The organism is Amycolatopsis melonis (genome assembly GCF_040064235.1).
GTDB lineage: Bacteria > Actinomycetota > Actinomycetes > Mycobacteriales > Pseudonocardiaceae > Amycolatopsis > Amycolatopsis melonis.
This window is the reverse complement of the sequence record NZ_JBDZYD010000004.1, coordinates 87,979-104,368: the sequence shown is the minus strand read 5'-3', so window position 1 is coordinate 104,368 and position 16,390 is coordinate 87,979. Positions and strand designations below refer to the sequence as shown.

Here is a 16,390-nt window from a genome sequence, read left to right as displayed (position 1 = left end):
ACTAGGCCGTTCGGGTTACCTTGGGCACGGAAGGTCACGGAGGTCCGGCATGGCAGCACACGACGCGTCGCGCGTCCCGGCCTGGGTGGCGCCGATGCTCGCCAAGCCCGACGGCGGGCGGCTGCGCACCGGCCCGGAGTGGGCCTACGAGTACAAGCTCGACGGCTACCGCGCGGCCATGCGGATCGCCCCGGACGGCACCACGGTGCTCACCAGCCGCAACAACATCGATTTCACCGACGAGTTCGCCCAGCTGGCGGGCGTGCTCGCCCCCGCGCTCGACGGGCGGGCCGCCTACCTGGACGGCGAGGTCGTCGTCTACGGCGAGGACGGCCGGATCGACTTCGAGCTGATGCAGGAACGGCGGGGCCGCTACGTCCGGCACCAGAGCGGGCCGAAAGGGCTGGAGTTCAAGGACGTCCCGGTCCGGTTCCTCGCGTTCGACCTGCTGCAGCTGGGCGAGCGCAACCTGATGGGCGCGCCGTACGACGAGCGCCGCCGGCTGCTGGCCGAGCTGCCGATGCCCGATCCGTACCGGATTTCCGTGGTGCGCGCGGTGACGTTCGACGAGCTGGCCGCCGACCGCCGCACGCCCGGCGACTTCCTCGCCCACGCCGCGTCCTCGGGGTACGAGGGGGTCGTCGCGAAACTGCGTTCGTCGGCCTACGTGCCGGGCCAGCGGCCGGACTCGTGGCTGAAGCACCCGCTGGTCCGGACGCAGGAGGTGATCGTCTGCGGCTGGCGGCCCGGCCAGCGCAGCTTCACGGGCACCCTCGGCGGGCTGCTGCTCGGCGCGCACGACCCGGCGACCGGCGACCTGGTGTACATCGGCGACGTCGGCACCGGCTTCAGCCAGGCAATGCGGGCCGACCTGCAGCAGCAGCTGGAAGCGCTGGAGCGCCGCACGCACCCGTTCGCGGCGACGCCGCCGCGGGAGGACATCGTCCGCGCCCGCTGGGTCGAGCCGCGCCTCGTCGGCGAGATCGTCTACCGCCAGTTCACCCGCGCGGGCCGCGTCCGCCACACCGCCTGGCGCGGCCTGCGGCACGACAAGGCACCCGGCGAGGTCGTCGCGCCGCGCGCGGTGCCCCACGAGCCCGCACCCGCTGTGGAGCCGCCGGGCCAGCGGATCACCGTCCAGGCGGGCAACCGGCGGCTCACGCTGTCCAATTTGGACAAGGTGCTCTACCCGGCCGACGGCTTCACCAAGGGCGAGGTGATCAACTACTATTCGCGCATCGCGGCGGTCCTGCTGCCGCACCTGGCGGACCGGCCGATCACGTTCATCCGCTACCCCGACGGCGTCAACGGGGAGAAGTGGTTCGAGAAGAACGTCCCGAAGGGCGCCCCGTCCTGGCTGCGCACGGTCCGCGTGGCCGCGGTCGACCACCCGCTCCTGGACGACCTCCCGGGCCTGGTGTGGGCGGCCAACATGGCGGCACTGGAGCTGCACGTTCCACAGTGGACGGTGAAGGCGGGCGAGCAGCAACCCCCGGACCGCCTGGTGTTCGACCTGGACCCGGGCCCGGGCACGACGATCGTCGACTGCTGCCGCGTGGCCGAGCGCCTGCACGAGGTCCTGACCGCCGACGGGCTCACGCCGTACGCGAAGACGTCCGGTTCCAAGGGAATGCAGCTGTACTGCGCGATCAGTACGGAGGACCCGGCGGCACCATCGGCGTACGCGAAGCGCCTGGCCCAGCGCTTGGCGCGGGAGACACCGGACTCGGTGACGGCGGTGATGGCGAAGGCCCAGCGCACGGGCCGGGTGTTCATCGACTGGAGCCAGAACAATCCATCGAAGACCACGGTGGCCCCGTATTCCCTGCGGGGCCGCGACCACCCGACGGTGTCGGCCCCGGTGACGTGGGAGGAGGTCCGGGGGTGCCGCCGGGTGAGTGAGCTGACGTTCACCGCGGAGGACGTCCTGGACCGCGTGGAGGACCGGGGAGATCTGCTGGCGGGGATGGACGCGGACCGGGCGCCGCTGCCGAAGTAACCCTGGTATCGCACGCCGCCGAACCAGCGGATCATCGGCCGGGGTGGTCTCCCGCAAGTTGTCGTGAGCGGCCCGGCCCTGGTTTGGACCTCCGCCCAGCGGGTACCCGACGCAGCTCTGCTGCGGGGAAAGGGGTGGGCGATGGTGCGGAAACTGCTGGCCGGTGCGGGTGCGGTGCTGCTGCTCGCGGGGTGCGGCGGGGTGGGTTCCTCCGGCGACGACGGCGGCGACGCGGCGACGCTGACCGTCATGGGTTTCGGCCTCGGCGACGAGATCGCCACCACCCGGGCCGACCTGGCCGGGAAGGCGGTCGCGCCCGCCACGGTGAAGATTCCCGGTGGCGCCTTCGACGCCCAGCAGTTCCTCGCCGCCGTCGCCTCGCACACGCCACCGGATCTGGTCTACCTCGACCGGCAGCTCCTCGGCACCTACGCCGCCCGCGGCACCCTCGAACCCCTCACCGACTGTATTGCCAAGCAGCACGTCGACCTCGCGCAGTACCGGCCCGCCGCGCTGAAGGAAGTGACTCTCGACGGCAAGGTGTACGGCCTGCCCGAGTCCTACGACAACCGCATCCTGCTGATCAACGACGCCGCCGTCGAAGCGGGCGGGCTGCGGCCGGCGGACGTCTCGACGACCGACCGGGCGAAGCTCGCCGCCACCGCACGGACGCTGACCACGCGCACCGCGGCCGGGCTCTCGCGGATCGGTTTCGACCCGAAGATCCCGGAGTTCCTGCCGCTGTGGGCGAAGGCGAGCGGCGTGCAGATGCTCAGCGAGGACGGCCGCACCGCGCATCTGGACGACCCGCGCCTGGCCGACGTCCTCGCCTACACCAAGTCGCTGATCGACGCGCAGGGCGGCTGGGGCGCGGTGAAGGCGTTCCGCGACTCGTTCGACTTCTTCGGCGCCAAGAACCCCTTCAAGCAGAACCAGCTCGCCGCCACGCTGATGGACGACTGGTACCTCAACGTCCTGGCCAACTACTCGCCGGACGTGCGGCTGTCCTCGGCGCCGTTCACCGACCCGGCGGGCAGCCCGGTCGACTGGGTCACCGGCAGCGCCTGGGTGATCCCGGCCGGCAGCACCCACAAGGACCAGGCGTGCACCTGGATCAAGACGATGACCGAGGCGCCGTCGTGGATCGCCGCCGCGAAGGCACGCGCCGAGAAGCGCAAGGCCACCGGCAAGGCGTTCACCGGCGTCTACACCGGCAACCGCGTCGCCGACCAGGAAATCTTCGGCACCCTCGTGCAGCTGAAGGACCGGCCCGCGTTCGACGCCGCCGTGCAGACCGTGTTGCGTGCGCAGGACAACGCCTTCACCATGCCCGCGTCCCCGGCCGGATCCGAGTTCAAGACGGCCTGGCAGAACGCCGTCAACCGGGTCCTCTCGGGTGAGCAGCAGCCCGCCGAGGCGCTGCGCCAGGCCCAGCAGGAAGCCCAGCGGGCCCTGGACGCCGCGGCGGCGCACCGGTGAACCGGCGGCGCCGCGAAGCACTGGCCGCGTATGCGTTCCTGTCGCCGTGGATGATCGGTTTCCTGGTCTTCATGGCGATCCCGATGATCGCCAGTCTCGTCCTGTCCTTCACCGACTACGACGCGCTGCGCTCCCCCACCGCGGTCGGCTGGGCGAACTACCGGCAGCTGCTCGAGGACCCGGCGGTGGGCAAGAGCATGGTCAACACCCTGGTGTACGCGCTGATGTCGGTGCCCGCCACGATGGCCGTCTCGCTGGCGCTCGCGTCGCTGCTCAGCCGGGCCGGGCGCCGGTCCGCCGGCTTCTTCCGCACGGTGTTCTACCTGCCCGAGATCACCCCGAAGGTCGCCGTCGGCGTGCTGTTCCTGATCCTGTTCAACGGCCAGGCGGGCCTGGTCAACGCCGCGCTCGGGCTGGTCGGCATCGACGGTCCACAGTGGAGTACCGACCCGGTGTGGGTCAAACCCGGGCTGGTGCTCATGCACCTGTGGTCGGTCGGCAGCACGGTGGTGATCTACCTGGCCGCACTGCGCGGCGTGCCCACCGAGCTGTACGAGGCCGCCGAGCTCGACGGCGCGTCGGCGTGGCAGCGGTTCCGGCGGATCACCGTCCCGATGATCAGCGGCGCGCTGTTCTTCACCCTGATCGTGCAGACGATCGCCGCGCTGCAGTCGTTCGACGAGGCCTACACCGCCTTCTACGGCTCCGCGGCGTCGGCGACCTACAGCAGCGACGCGGCGTTGTTCTACCTGATCTACCTGTTCCAGCAGGCGTTCGAGTTCCTGCACCTCGGCTACGCCTCGGCGATGGCGTGGCTGCTGTTCCTGGTGATCCTGGCGATCACGCTGGTGCAGGTGCGGCTGAGCCGCCGGTTCGTCTACTACGAAGGCGGCACGCGATGACGGCCCGGCGCGTGCTCCGGTGGACCGGCCTGGCCGTGGCGACCGTGGTGTTCCTCTACCCGTTCGCCTGGCTGCTGAGCGCGTCGCTGAAACCGCGGGCGCAGGTCTTCGACAACGTCCTGATCCCGCGGGACTTCGCGTGGGGCAACTACGTCGAGATCTGGCAGGCGGCGCCGGTCGGGGCCTGGTTCCTCAACAGCGTCGTGGTGTCGCTGGCCGCGGCCGCCGCGGTGACGCTGACCAGCTCGCTGGTCGCGTTCGGCTTCGCCTACTTCCGCTTCCCCGGCCGCAACGCGCTGTTCGGCCTGGTGCTGGCCACGATGATGCTGCCCGGCGCGGTGACGATGATCCCGGTCTACCTGATCTGGAACAGCGTCGGCCTCGCGCACACGCAGGTGCCGCTGTGGGCGGGCAACCTCTTCGGCAGCGCGTTCTACATCTTCCTGCTGCGCCAGTTCTTCCTCGGCCTGCCGCGCGAGGTCTTCGAGGCCGCGCGCGTCGACGGCGCGAACCACTGGACGCTGTTCTGGCGGATCGCGGTGCCGCTGTGCCGCCCGGCGCTGATCGTCAGTTTCGTGTTCGAGCTCAAGGCCAGCTGGTCGGATCTGCTCAAGCCGCTGATCTACCTGCGCGACCGCGCGTTGTTCACGCTGCCGCGCGGGCTCAAGGCGCTGTCGGACCAGTTCGGCCAGGCGGGTGAGCAGCGCTGGGAGATCGTGCTGGCCGGCAGCGTGATCACGACCGTGCCGCTGCTGGTCGTGTTCTTCCTGGCACAGCGGCACTTCCTGGCGGGCATCACGACCGAGGGCCCCAAGTCCACTCCGTGAGCGTGGTGCGCATCAGCCGCGCCGCGGCCGAAAGCCGGCTGCTGGGATTCCAGAACAGGGTGATCGTGCGGCGGCAGTCGGGGCTGTCGACGGGCAGCCAGACGACCGGCACCTGCGCGGACACGTCGTGGGCCATCGCCGGGTTGAGGCCGATCCCCAAGCCCGCGCTGATGAGTTCCTGGATGGCGCCGGGTTCGTCGCCTTCGAAGACGATTTTCGGGGTGAGGTCGCGCGCGGCGAAGAGCCGGTCGAGCAGCCGCCGGTGCCAGTGTCCCGGCCGGGCGGTGACGAACGGCTCGTCGGCGAGGTCCTCGATGCGGACCGACGCGCGCCCGGCGAGCCGGTGCCCGAGCGGCGTGGCCACCAGCACGGGCTCGTCGAGCAGCTCCACCCCGGCCAGCCCGTCGGCCGCGATGACCTGCGACGCCACGCACAGGTCGATCTCCTGGTGGCGCAGCGCCCGCGCCATCGCGTCGGCGGGCAGCTGGTGCAGCTCGATCTCGACGGCCGGGTGGGCGCGCTTGAACGCCGCGAGCGGGCGGGTCAGGGTGAGGAACGTTTCCGACGCCAGGCGCACGGTGCCGAACCCCTCGCCGGTGGACTCGGTGACCGCGCGCCGCCCCGCGTCCAGCTCGCCGAGCGCGCGCTCGACGTAGCCGCGGAAGAGCTTTCCGGCGTCGTTGAGCCGCAGTCGGCCCGCCCGGTCGAACAACGGCGTGCCCAGCTCGGCCTCCAGCCGGGCGATGGTGCGGCTGAGCGACGGCTGGGCGACGCGCAGCTCCTCGGCCGCCCGGCTCAGGTGCTCCAGCCGGGCCACCACGAGGAACTGCCGCAGCATGCCCAGGTCCACGTCATGCCTCCCGCGTCATAACGGCATAGCAATACTGATCTTGGACAGGATAGCGGACCGGTCATAGCTTTCGAGGCGTGGAAAGCACAGCGAAAACGACGCCCGCCGGCTGGGTGCTGCGGGCCGTGACCGGCGCGCACGTCGTGGCGATCGCCGGCCAGCCGGTGTTCGCCGGCGTGTACCTCAGCGGCGACTACGACGCGCTGCGCCTGCACGCGACCGGCGCCGACGTCGTGACGTCGATCGCGTACGTGCAGGTCGTCGTCGCGATCGTCGTCTGGGCCCGGCTCAAGCGGGCGTGGCCGTTCCTGGCGGCCACGGCGATCGCGGCGGCCGAGACGGTTCAGTACTTCGCCGGGCTGGACGGCGCGCTGTGGCTGCACCTCCCGCTGGGCGTGCTGACCATCGCGGGACTGGTCGTGCTGGCCATCGCCGTGTGGCGGCGGCCCCTGGCGCGGGAGGCGGCCGGTGCGTGAGCTGACCCGGCGCCAGGTCCTCGGCCTCGGCGGGGCGTTCGGCCTGCTGGCCGCGACCGGCCTGGCCACCGCGGCGACGCTGGGGCGGCGTCCACCGGTCACCGGCGCAGAACTGCGCAGCGCGGTGCCGCTGCCGCCCGCGTTCGAGGTGCCGCTGCCGCTGCCCGCCGTGCTGAAGCCGGTCGCGCCCGGCCGGTACGAAATCACCCAGCGCGTCGCGGACGTCGAGATCCTGCCGGGCGTCCGGACTCCGATGTGGACTTATGGCGGCACGTTCCCCGGCCCGACGATCGAGTCGCGCCGCGGGCAGGCGATCACCGTGACCCACCGCAACGAGCTGCCGGTCCCGACCGTGGTGCACCTGCACGGCGGGCGCACGCCGGCGGAGTCCGACGGCTACCCGACCGACCTGGTACTGCCCGCGGGCTGGTCCGGCGGCCACGGCCACGCGATGCCCGACCCGCGTGCCGTGCAGAGCCGTGTCACCCGCACGTACACGTTCCCGCTGGACCAGCGGCCGGCCATGCTCTGGTACCACGACCACCGCATGGACTTCACCGCACCGGCGATCTGGCGCGGCCTCGCCGGGCTGCACTTCGTGCGCGACGACGCCGAGGAAGCGCTCGGCCTGCCGTCGGGACCGCGGGAGCTGCCGCTGATGATCACCGACCGGGCGTTCGCCGCCGACGGCAGCCTCGACTATCCGTCGCTCGACGCGACGCTGCGGGAACGGCCGGGGGTAAGGGAAAGCTTCCTCGGCGGGGTGCTGGGCGACGTCATTCTCGTCAACGGCGCACCGTGGCCGATCCACGAGGCCGACGCGGCCCGCTACCGGCTGCGGATCCTCAACGGCTCCAACGCCCGCCACTACGAGCTGGAGGCCGTGACCGACGACGGACGCCGGCTACCACTCGTCCAGGTCGGCGCGGACCAGGGCCTGCTCGCGGCGCCGGTCACGCACGCGTCGCTGCCGATCGGCCCGGCGGAGCGCTACGACGTGGTCGTGGACTTCGCGAGCGTCCCGGTCGGCGGCCGCGTCCGGCTGCTCAACCGGCTGGGCACGGGACGCACGGCGGAGGTGATGGCATTCCGGATCGCCCGTCCGGCCCGCGACGACAGCCGCGTCCCGGCGGTGCTGTCGCAGGACCTGCCGTCGTGGGACAGCCCGGCCCGGGTCCGCGAGTTCTCCTTCCGCGCCGGGCCGATGCCCGGCGGCCACGGCTGGCTCATCGACGGGCGCCCGTTCGACCCGTCCCGCACCGACGTCACGGTCGGCCTCGGCGACGTCGAGGTGTGGCGGCTGGTCGCGGACGTCCACCATCCGATCCACCTGCACCTTGCCGGGTTCCGCGTACTGTCCCGCGGCGGCCGCCCGCCGCTGCCGCACGACGCGGGGTTGAAGGACACGGTTTCCCTGCGCCCGGGCGAGGCGGCGGAGATCATCACCCGGTTCGACGGCTACCGCGGCCGGTACCTGTTTCACTGCCACAACGCCGAGCACGAGGACATGGGCATGATGGCCAACCTGGAGGTGCGCTGAGCCGAACCGTCAATCCCGGCCGGCGGCTTCCGGGTACACGAAGTGCTCCGCCCCTTCCTCGACGGCGAACAACCGCCAGCTCTCGACCTTGGGCCCCGAGCTCATCGGAATGACTTCGACCCGGATCGAGTCCGAGCCGTCGGCCTCCTCGGCGACCAGCAGTCCGCCGGGGCCGAGGTCGGCGGAGGTAACCCGGAAATCGCCCTCCGCGAAACTGGACGTGAGCGATTTCGCCCGGACGTCATACATCGTGGTGAAGTTCTCGAACGCCTCGTTGCTGTCCGCACCGCGCACTTTCGCGTGATGCATGTCGTACGAACCGATGAGAATCACGTCTCCGTGCATGACACGGACCGGGCAGGACGCGTGGATCGCGTACTCGACGCCGTCGTCACGCCGGAACACGACGACCACCATGTCGACAATCCGCCTGATCTCCACCAGGCGCATCCCGGCCAGCGATTCCATCCGAATCCCCTGTCAATCGCGACCCGCGGCTTCCGGATACACGAAGTGCTCCGTCAACAACCCCGCAGGGCCCAGCCTCGCACCGGTCACCCGGACACTGCGCGTGGACCGTCCACTCGGCACCGTCGGCAGCCATCGAGGTCATGCGAACCCCAGGCACCAGCGGTCCGGCCGCCGCTTCGGGGAACCGGGACGGCGGGAGAACGCCGTGCGGCAGCCCGCGACGAGCACCGCACCCGGATCCACCCGGAACTCGCGGCTGAACTCGGCGTCGGCGCCGGACCCGCTGACGACGAAACTGAGCCGGTGCACGCCCGGTGTGAGGTCGACCCACTTCCGTCCCTGCCGCAAACCGGGACCCGCGGCGAACAACGTCCGTCCGTTCTCCCGGACGAACACCAGCCGCCAGTTCCACGGCGACGGCGTACTCCCACCCGGGATGAGCGCGTAAGCCAGCAATCCGGTCCGCCCGTCCCGCCGGACCCGCTTCAACATCCGCCGCGCGAACCGGGGCAGTTCCCGGACGTCGGCCGCGTCGCTCACCGGGTCAGTGCCTCACGCAGATCCGCGGGATGCCGGATCCAGAGGTCCACCGCCGTGCCGTCGGGGTGGGTGAGCGTCAGGCATCCCTGGCTGCCCGGACCCCACAGCGGCACCACCTCCGCAGCCCACGTCCGGTCGAACACGACCGAGCCCACGCCACGCCGGCGGTCGCCTTCCCTCGGCTCCCACCGCAGTTCCCCGTCCTGCAAGGACAATCTCCCGAGCAACTCGCCGACCTCGTCCGTCCGCCGGGCGTGGCGTCCCCGCACCCCCAGCAGCTGGGCCGCCGCCACGGGAAGCTGGGCGGGCCACGACGGCGGGGCACCCGCCGCACGCCGGCGTCGCTCCGCCCGGCCGTCGCGCCACACGACGAGCGAGAAGACGCCGTACACCAGCGCTAGCAACCCGAGCAGGGTGATCACCGCGGCCACCCAGCCCGTCTTGAGCCCGAGCAGGGCCGACAACCCGGCCAGGTAACCGATGCCGAGCAGTGTGCGGGTGCGCCTCCGGCGTTCCCGGTCCCGGCCGTGTCCGGTCATGCGTGTGTCCGATCGTGGGGGCATCAGCAGACGGTCGCCCGTCCGCCATACGGAGAATACGTGCGCGGCGCGGGAGCCGCGGTTCCGCCGCCGCCACCACCGCCGCCTCCGGCGTTCTCGTTCAGCCCCCACACCGTTCCGGCGATGCCCGAGGTCAGCGAGTTCAGGTTGGCGTACATGCCCCACGAGCCGGGCGCGAAGCCCCAGTCGGCCCAGGTGCCGACCGCGCCGAGCCCGGTCGACAGGATGCCGAGGCCGCAGCCGATGCTGATCAGGTCCTGCGCGCAGGTGACGGCGGTGCTCACGGCGCCGAGCGCGGTGGCCGTGACGTCGGCGACGACACCGACCGTCACCGCGCCGCCGATCAGGACGTCGCCGACGCCGAACGTCGCCAGGCCGAGGCCGACCGCACCCACCGCGAGACCGGCATAACCCGCGTAGGTGCCGATGGTGCTCCACGTGTCCTTGGACCAGCTGAACGGGTTCCACCAGCTCACCCCGGTGAGGTCGGTCAGGTTGAGCGGATTGTCCGAAGTGTACGCATACGGCGCGTGCGTCTGGTCGACCTTCGGGTCCACGGTGAGGAACAGCGCCGTGACCGGGTCGTAGTAGCGCGCACGCAGGTACAGCAACCCGGACTCGGCATCCGAGAACTGCCCGGTGAACTGCAGCGGGGTCGCCGCGGTTCCGGAGTGAGCCGCCACCCCGTAAGGCGTGTAGGTGTAGGTGCCCGCGACCGCACCCGAGCCGTCGAGCAGGCACCGGGTCGATCCGACCTGATCATGCACGAACCAGGTGGCGCCGGCCGCCCCGATCTGCTCGATCGGCATGCCGTCCGGGCCGTACAGGTAGGCGTTCGTGCCGTCGGTGAGGATGTTCGGTGTCCGCTCCGCGTCCCAGACGAACGTCGCAGTGGTGCCGCCGACGGTCTTGGCGACGCGCAGGCCGTCCCCGTCGTACGAGTACGTCGCGGAGGCGGCACCGGTGAACGCCGTCAGCCGTTCCGCCTGGTCGTAGGCGAAGGTCGTCGAGCCCGCGGTCTTCCGTCCCCCTTGACTGTCCGATGTGTACGCCGTCGCGCCGCTGGGCACCGTGCCGCAGGCCGGGTTCGCGACCGAGCCCGCCGGCAGCGTCCAGCAGAGCCTGCCTGCCGGGTCGAACGCCTGCGTGGCCGCGCCGACCTTGGTCGGGTTGTCCGCCGCGTCGACCCCGTAGGTGGTCGATCCTTCGGCGGTCAGCTGGTTCTTCGCGTTGTAGCCGTACGTCTGCGACGAGGCCGGAGTCCGGCTCGAAGCCAGCTGGCCCACCGGATCGCGGCCGAAGGTCATCGAGAACACCGTCGTGGTGCCGGTGACGGCCACAGTGGACGCGAGCCGGGCGGCGTCGTCGTAGCCGTTGGTGACGGTGGTTCCGTTCGGGTAGGCCGTGGTCTTGACCGCGCTGTCGTTGTCGTAGCCGAACGTGGTCTTGGCGGCGTTCCAGTCCGTCACCGTCTTGAGCCGACCGGCGTCGTCGAACGTCCGGAGCACGGCGGTGCTCCGGCCCGGATACGTGATGGACGTCTGGTTGCCGTCGTCGTCGTAGCCGTACCCGACCGCCGCGCCGGATCCCTGCGTCTGGGCGACGACTTCGCCGAACGTGTCGTACGTCCAGGTCGAGGTACCGGTGCCGTCGGTCATCGTGGTCTTCCGGCCCATCGGGTCGTAGCCGAAGGTCGCCCCCGGCGTCGAACCGTCCGAATAGGACACGGATCTGGTCCGCCCTGCCGCGTCGTAGCCGAAGCTGGTGGTCCCGCCCGCGGGGTCGGTCGTGGTGAGGACGCGTCCGGCCGCGTCGAGGTGCGACGTCGTGGTGCGGTTGTCCGGATCGGTGCGCGAGTTCCGCCGTCCCTGGCCGTCGTAGCCATAGGTGGTCTTGGCGTTCAGGCCGTCGACGGTGTCGGCGACGGTGCCGTCGGCGTTGTAGTCGGTCACCTGCGTGGAGCCGTCCGCGTTGGTGGTCTTCACGAGCCGGTCGGCCGCGTCGTAGGACCACGTGGTGGTGTGGTTGTTCGCGTCGGTGACCGACTTCTTGTTCGCGTCGGCGTCGTAAGCCGTCGTGGTCACGTGCCCGAGCGGGTCCGTCGTCGACGTGACGTTCCCGTGTGCGTCGTGCCCATACGTCGTGCAGCCCTTGGCCGGCGGCACGCAACCCGGAGCCACGCCCGCAGCGGTCCCGTTACCGTCCACTTGGGACGTCAGGACACCGGTGGCAGTGTCGTAACCGTACTGGGTCTTGTCCCCGGCACCGTCGGTCTCGGCCACCTTGTCGCCGAGGGCGTCGAACGCCGTCGTGGCGGTCTTCCCGTCCGGGTCGGTCGCCCGGGTCCGATCGCCGGGGTGAGCCGCGTCGTCGTAGAAGTACTTCGCCGACCGGACCGGGGCCGGGCCGAAGTTCCCGGTGGTCGACTCGACGACGTTGTTCGCCTTGGTCCGGGTCGTGGTGGTGAGGTCGTGGACACCCGCGGCGCCCGCCGGGATCTGGCCTGCCTGGTCGTACTGGTTCACGGTCGCGACGCCGCCGGGATCGACGGTTTCCAGGAGGTTCCCCGCGTCGTCGTAGGTGTAGTCGGTGGTGAAGCCGAGCGCGTCGGACTCCGAGGTCTTGTTCCCGTGGTCGTCGTAGGTGTACGTCGTCAGGTCGCCGTCGGCGTCGGTCTTCGTGCTCACCCCGAGCGTCACCGGGTCGTAGGTGTAGGCCGTCGTCCCGGCGTCCGGCGTGCCGTAGCCCTTGGTTTCCGAGATCAGCAGCCCGTTCTGGTACGAGTCGAGGGTCCGGTGCCCGGCCGGGTCGGTCACCAGCGTCTGGCCGGCGGCCAGGCCGCCGTCCGGGCCGTAGGTGAACGTCGTCGTGTGGCCGTCGGGGCCGGTCTGCGTCTTCACTCGCTCGGCGCTGTCGTAGGTCATCGACGTCACCGCGGTCGCGGGCCCGGCGAAGTTGGCAGGAGACCGCATCGACGTCATCAGGTGGTTGCCGTCGTAGGTGTACTGCGTGTGGTCGTCGTCCTTCGGCGCGGGCGTCCGGGTGGTGCCCACGCCGTAGACGTCGGTGAGGTTGCCGGCGGCGTCGTAGGCATAGCCGACCTTGCGGCCGGCGGAGTCGGCCAGCCCGGTGATGTGGTTGCCGGTCCAGGTCACCGTGTAACTGCGGTTGCCGGGGTCGGTGATCGTCGCGAGGTGGCCGCTGCCGTCGTAGGTGAGCGTGGTCGCGTACGACGGGGACGCCTTGCTCCCGGCGAGGTCCGTCTCGGCCGTCAGGTGGCCACTCGCGACGTCGAACGTGAAGACCTGGCTACCCCGTCGCGTGTAGACATACGTGGAGCCGGACTTCACCAGTGCCGCATCGTATCTCGGCGCCGAGACCGCGTACGTGCCGTTCGTGTCGACGAAGGTCACCGCGGAGCCGTCTTCCTGCTTGACCGTGACGTTCCCGGTGGCGCCGTCCGTCGCGGCCGCGAGGTTGTAGGAGTGGGTCCAGCCCCAGCCGAAGGGCCCGTCGGCGGCCAGCGCCTTGTTGGGGCCGTTGGGGTCGGCCACGCTCTCGGCGTAGCTGCGGGCGAAGTTCAGGGGCATGCCGCGGCCGGGAGTGCTCAGGTCGGTGAAGTCGTCACCGAAGTAGCCGGTCGCCGTGTCGACCGGGTCGCCGGCGGTCCGCCTGCCACAGCCGCACTGCACCCACGACGGGTTGGAGCCCTTCGGTTCGTCCTGTACCGCCGGCGGGCCGCCGATCGGCTGGCCCGGGGTACCGCCCATGGGGACGAACGCGACCGCGTCGAAGGCGATGTCGAAGTCGGAGTAGCCGTAGCCGCCCTGGTCCACCGAGCTGCCGTTGTTGGTCAGGGTGACGTTGCCGCCGTTCTGCATGGCGAACGTGCCGATCGTGACCCACTGCTCGGAGTTCCAGGCCTGGTTGACGCGGATCTTCCACGGCGACACCCCGCCGCCGGGATTGATGGTGTAGACCACGTTCGTGGCCTGGGCGCCGAGGCCGGGCAGGTGCAGCTTGACCTTGTAGTACTGCAGGGACGGCAGGTTCGGCGTCCACACGCCCGTGTTGATCAGGGCCGGGTTGGAGCCGTCCTCGGTGTGGGTGAACAGGACGCGGCCGCCGAGGCCGGTGCCGAGCTGGTGGGTGTCGATCGCGCCGATCGGGTCGCCCGCGGAGTTCGCGCCGTAGGTGTAGGTGAACGTGCCGTTGCTCGACCAGTTCGCGCTGCCGCAGCCCTGCAGGTTCAGGCGGTTCGGCTCGTCGTCGACGATGATCGAGCCGCTCGGCACCTTCGACGTGTCCTGGCTGCACGTCGGCGGGTTCTGCGACGGGTTGGCCGGTTCCGCACCGCCGGTGACCGCGTACGGGCTGGTCGCGCATGTCGTGGCACACGACGGGATCCACGTCACCGGGTCGTGCCACCAGCACTGGAAGTCGTCGAGCATGCAGTGGCTCGCGCCCGGGTTGGACTGGTTGGTGTTGTTCGGGTCGCACTGGTTGGCGGACAGGGAGCACATCGCGGTGAACGGCGCGGGCTGCACCCAGCGCTGGCCACCGTTGTAGGTCGGCTTCGCGTACGCCTGGCTGCCGTAGCGGATCAGCGGGCTCGCCGTCCAGCCGAGCACGCGTTCCTGGTACGGCCAGCTCGCCGGGTGCGCCGCGTCGGCGTAGGTGTCCTGCAGGTACGGGTCGCGGTTGGGCGGGTAGTCCAGGTTGGCCGGGTTGTTGGTCCAGCCGAGGCCCCACGTGCCGTGCGGGCCGGTGCAGGACGGGCCGGGCGTGCAGCCGGTGGTGTTGCCGTTGGCCGCGTTCGGCTGGATGCCGGAGTTGTACGCCCACGCCGCGAAGTACCAGTTCTCCAGGTACCGCGGGTCGCCGTTGTTGGCGATGATGCCGTCGCCGTAGAGCTGGTTCCAGGTCGTCTCCAGGATCTGCAGGCCGGCGGCGATGTTCTCCTGGTAGTCGACCGCGACCTTCCACTGGCCGTGCGCGGACAGCGAGCCGTCGCCGATGTGCATGCCGTCGGTGACCTGGCTGATGCCGTACCCGCAGTCGGCGGCGGCGTAGTTGATCGAGACGATGTCGCCGCCCGCGCCGTAGTAGCTGGCGATGAGCGGGTCGCCCGCGGTGCCCGCGGGTGCGTGCCAGGACGCCTGCGACCAGTTCGACTCCTGGGCCATGATGCCCTCGAAGATCGACCGCGGCACCGTGTTCGTCCCGCCTGCCGGGTGCGACAGCGGGATCAGCGGGAAGTCGCTGTTCGGCGCGTACGCCGCCAGGCCAAGGTTCGCGAACCCGGCCGGGCGGGTGTACGCGCTGCCGGTCAGCAGGCCCTGCTCGGCCAGCTGCACGGCCCAGTTGACCTGGGCGGGATTCGGCTGCATCACCTGCCGGTTCGCGGTCAACGGCGGCACCGCGCACTTCGGCGTCTGCGTCGCGTCGGCCGTGTTCGGCGCGGCCTGTGCCGTGGCGGCGGCGTCGGCCTTGGGGCTCAGCCGGTTCTGCCGCGGCGGCGCGGGCGCGGCCTTCGGCGCCGCCGAGTACGCCGGCACCGCCGTCACGACATGCGCGGCGCCGGTCGGGGCGGCGGAGGCGAAGACCTTGCCCGTCTTCGTCGCCAGCACCGCGGGCGCGGGCTTCTGCGCGTCGGCGTCCGGGCCGACCAGCGCGTCACCGTCCAAAGAGGACGCTTCGGCGCCGTGCGCGAGGCCGCCGTCGCCGACGCTGCGGACGTTCGCGGCGGCGAGGACGTCCGCGCCGGCCGGGTTCGCGCCGGACAGCACGGCGTGCCCGCCGCGGCCCTGGAACAGCTGCACGCGGGTGAGAGCGCCGCTGCCGAGGGTGGTGACCACCCCGGCGTGCTCGTGGGCCGCGGTCGCGACCTTGCTCCCGGGCGCGGCGTGCAGGAAGCTGACACCGCCGTCGGCCGAGGCCCGCACGTCGTAGACCGACCCGGGCAGCGACGCGATCACGACCGGCTTTCCCATGGCGGGCACGGAAACCAGCCGGTTGCCCGCGACCGCGACGATCCCCGACCGCGTGGGCACGGCCGACGTGAGCTGTCCCGGCGCGGTGACCGAACCGGCGATCTTCCCCACGGCCAGGTCGGCGGTCAGCAGCCGCGTCGACTGGCCGTCGGCGACGGTGAACACCGCGTCGGCACCGGCCCCGCAGCCGGGCGAGTAGTACTTCAGGCCGACGCCGCCGGCGAGCGCGTGCACCGCGCCGGAGGCCAGGTCGACGGAGTAGGCGAACGCGCCATGGTCGCGTGCGGCCTGGATGTTGACGGCCGAGGCGGGCAGGATCGCGACCGCGGCGTACTTCCCGTCCCCGGAGACGCACTGGTAGCCGGTCCACGAGCCGTCGTCGAATCCGGCCGGGTGCAGCACCGCGATCTCGTGCCAGGCGAACCCGCCGTTCTCCCGGCCGAGTTCGACGTGGTAGCCCTGGGCGTCGCCGAAGCCGTCGACCGCGACGTCGGCGGACTTCGCCGCCTCCGGCCCGAAGTCGGCGGGCACCGGCGCGGCGGCGGGCCGCGGCGGCGCCGGCGGGCGCGGTGCGGCCTGGGCCACGGCCGTCCCGCCGGCGATGAGCGCCACGATCGTGAAGAAAACCGTCAGGAGCCGTGCCGGAAAAGCGACGGAAAGACGTCTGCGCGCGCGAGCGGACACACCGGACATGGCCAACCTTCCCCCAGGAAGCCGCAAAACCGGCTTCGCGTCAGCCACCCGGTGTTTCCG

At 71.3% G+C, this 16,390-nt stretch carries 11 protein-coding genes; 6 read left to right on the top strand and 5 right to left on the bottom strand.

Annotated features, from left to right (window positions below):
* The first annotated feature begins 49 nt into the window (after window positions 1–49).
* The 4 genes from ligD to ABJI51_RS11420 all read left to right on the top strand — a co-directional run bounded on the left by ligD (window position 50) and on the right by ABJI51_RS11420 (window position 5,207).
* On the top strand, window positions 50–1,999 hold the full coding sequence (gene ligD / locus ABJI51_RS11435; protein ID WP_348949954.1) for a DNA ligase D: 1,950 nt from the start codon (window positions 50–52) through the stop codon (window positions 1,997–1,999).
* A gap of 141 nt (window positions 2,000–2,140) precedes the next feature.
* On the top strand, window positions 2,141–3,478 hold the full coding sequence (locus ABJI51_RS11430) for an extracellular solute-binding protein (protein ID WP_348949952.1): 1,338 nt from the start codon (window positions 2,141–2,143) through the stop codon (window positions 3,476–3,478).
* Window positions 3,475–4,380 (top strand): carbohydrate ABC transporter permease, encoded by a 906-nt coding sequence (locus tag ABJI51_RS11425; RefSeq protein ID WP_348949951.1) that lies wholly within the window; start codon window positions 3,475–3,477, stop codon window positions 4,378–4,380. Before ABJI51_RS11430 ends, ABJI51_RS11425 begins: the two co-directional genes overlap by 4 nt.
* A complete protein-coding gene (locus ABJI51_RS11420) occupies window positions 4,377–5,207 on the top strand; it encodes a carbohydrate ABC transporter permease (RefSeq protein WP_348949949.1) in 831 nt (276 codons plus the stop codon). Before ABJI51_RS11425 ends, ABJI51_RS11420 begins: the two co-directional genes overlap by 4 nt.
* Here the strand turns inward: ABJI51_RS11420 and ABJI51_RS11415 are convergent.
* Complete coding sequence (locus ABJI51_RS11415) at window positions 5,176–6,057, bottom strand: LysR family transcriptional regulator (RefSeq protein ID WP_348949947.1); 882 nt, start codon at window positions 6,055–6,057, stop codon at window positions 5,176–5,178. The two genes, ABJI51_RS11420 and ABJI51_RS11415, sit on opposite strands and share 32 nt — an antisense overlap.
* A 77-nt stretch (window positions 6,058–6,134) precedes the next feature.
* On the opposite strand from ABJI51_RS11415, the gene ABJI51_RS11410 reads away from it, so the two are divergent.
* Window positions 6,135–6,533, top strand: a complete 399-nt coding sequence (locus ABJI51_RS11410) for a hypothetical protein (RefSeq protein WP_348949946.1) — start codon at window positions 6,135–6,137, stop codon at window positions 6,531–6,533.
* Complete coding sequence (locus tag ABJI51_RS11405) at window positions 6,526–8,073, top strand: multicopper oxidase family protein (protein ID WP_348949944.1); 1,548 nt, start codon at window positions 6,526–6,528, stop codon at window positions 8,071–8,073. Before ABJI51_RS11410 ends, ABJI51_RS11405 begins: the two co-directional genes overlap by 8 nt.
* 9 nt (window positions 8,074–8,082) lie before the next feature.
* Here the strand turns inward: ABJI51_RS11405 and ABJI51_RS11400 are convergent, their stop codons facing one another.
* The 4 genes from ABJI51_RS11400 to ABJI51_RS11385 all read right to left on the bottom strand — a co-directional run bounded on the left by ABJI51_RS11400 (window position 8,083) and on the right by ABJI51_RS11385 (window position 16,249).
* Entirely contained in the window at window positions 8,083–8,541 is a 459-nt protein-coding gene (locus ABJI51_RS11400) for a hypothetical protein (protein WP_348949942.1), read from the bottom strand.
* A gap of 141 nt (window positions 8,542–8,682) precedes the next feature.
* Entirely contained in the window at window positions 8,683–9,084 is a 402-nt protein-coding gene (locus ABJI51_RS11395; RefSeq protein WP_348949940.1) for a hypothetical protein, read from the bottom strand.
* Window positions 9,081–9,623: a hypothetical protein gene (locus ABJI51_RS11390; RefSeq protein WP_348949938.1), complete on the bottom strand. Its 543-nt coding sequence runs from the start codon at window positions 9,621–9,623 to the stop codon at window positions 9,081–9,083. Before ABJI51_RS11390 ends, ABJI51_RS11395 begins: the two co-directional genes overlap by 4 nt.
* Before the next feature lie 23 nt (window positions 9,624–9,646).
* A complete protein-coding gene (locus ABJI51_RS11385) occupies window positions 9,647–16,249 on the bottom strand; it encodes an RHS repeat-associated core domain-containing protein (protein WP_348949937.1) in 6,603 nt (2,200 codons plus the stop codon).
* Window positions 16,250–16,390 lie beyond the last annotated feature (141 nt).